The organism is Trinickia sp. Y13 (genome assembly GCF_029522115.1).
Lineage (GTDB): Bacteria > Pseudomonadota > Gammaproteobacteria > Burkholderiales > Burkholderiaceae > Trinickia.
In genome coordinates this window covers 1-1,487 of sequence record NZ_JAKWFK010000042.1, presented here as the reverse complement: position 1 = coordinate 1,487, position 1,487 = coordinate 1, and the positions used below count along the sequence as shown (strand labels likewise).

General features: G+C 65.0%; 1 protein-coding gene. It reads right to left on the bottom strand.

What is annotated here, in order from left to right; translation table 11 throughout:
- Positions 1-110 precede the first annotated feature (110 nt).
- Positions 111-1,400, bottom strand: a complete 1,290-nt coding sequence (locus tag MMB74_RS27260) for an ISNCY family transposase (protein WP_277431707.1) — start codon at positions 1,398-1,400, stop codon at positions 111-113.
- Positions 1,401-1,487 lie beyond the last annotated feature (87 nt).

Sequence of the window (1,487 nt, the reverse complement as noted above, 5' to 3'; positions counted from 1 at the left end):
TGTCAACCCAAAATAGAAATGTCCGGTGGCGCGCAAAGTAGAAATGTCCGGTGCGGGCCGCGACGTCGCGCGTAGCACGGCGTTGCGGGCCGCACCGGCACCGGAAGTGGTCAGGGGGCGCGCAACGGGCGCGGGCGTGGCGGCGGTGGGGCTGCGCCCAGCCAGCGCTTCCAAGGATGATTCGGGGCCGGCGGATGGGCGCTGGAGCGGCGCTCAATTGCCTGTTGCACGCGAGTATCGAGGTTCTTGCTATCGGCGCATGGTGGCTGAAGCGCGATGCGTGGATGGGTCTCGAAGGCCAGCGACTGGGTGCCCCAGTCCATCTCAAAGTGACCGTCGGGATAGGTCACCAGCGTCACGCGGGCGCCGCTTAAGCGCCGCTCGTAACCTGGAGCACGCACCTGCAAGATGTGGCGGTGAAACTGACAGCTCAGGTTCTGCGAGAGTCGGCGCGTCTCGTGCAACGCCAGAATGCGCTCGAGCACGGCCGGCTTGCCGCGGTATCGAACGTGGGCATCGATGGCCACGCGCGGCTCAACAGCGAAGCGCCCGTTATAGGCCTGTATGAAGCCGGGTAACCAAGCGTTGCCTTGCTCCATGCCCGAGACGCCAGCCAAGCGTAGTTCCTTGACCAATCGGTCCTGCAGGGTCTGATTGGCGCGTTCGACGCGCCCCTTGGCCTGAGGTGAATTGGCTTGGATCCCCTCGATGCCCAGCTCGCTCAGCGCTCGGGCGAACTGGGTGGGATGGGCCTGTTTGCCCGGTTTAGTCATCCGAAAGATGCTGTGCCGATCGCGATAGAGCGCCACCGGCAGGCCATGGGCCAAGATGTACTCACGTAGCAAATCCAAATACGCCAATGTGGTTTCGGCTGGTACGAAGCGCAGCGCCATCAACTGCCCGGTGGCGTCGTCGATAAACACGAGCAACGTGCAGCGCGGCGCGCGCTGTTCGAACCAGTCGTGCGGTGAACCGTCGATCTGGATGAGTTCGCCGCGCCTGGCACGCCGCTCGCGTAACGCGTGGACCGCTTTGCGCTTGGCCCGCTTTGACCGCCACAGCCCGGCCTCGCTCATCAAGCGCCGTACCGTCTCGACCGAGACCGTCACGCCATGGCGTTCGGCGAGCTTCTCGCAGGCCAGGGTGGGGCCAAAATCCGCGTAATGGCGCGCCAGCAGTGCCTGGATCGCCTGTCCTTGGGCTATCGACAGCGCTCGATTTGACGCGCGCCCGCGCAGCGCATGCACGAGCCCAGCCGCACCCGCGCTAGCGTAGCAGCGCTCCAGCCGGCGCACCTGCCGGGTGCTGAGCTCCAAGATCGCCGCCGCCTGCGTCTGCGTCAGCTGCCCCGCACGCACCTGCTCCAACACGCGCAGCCGCCCAATCTCGCGCTCGCTCATAGTGAGTTCCATCCGCGCCTCGCTCGATCATGATCGAGCGGACATTTTTACTTTGCACGGAGCGGACATTCTCACGTTGGGCTAACA

Bases quoted from the DNA above. Each gene is read 5' to 3' on its own strand.
- MMB74_RS27260 (WP_277431707.1), bottom strand. From the start codon at position 1,400: ATGAGCGAGCGCGAGATTGGGCGGCTGCGCGTGTTGGAGCAGGTGCGT.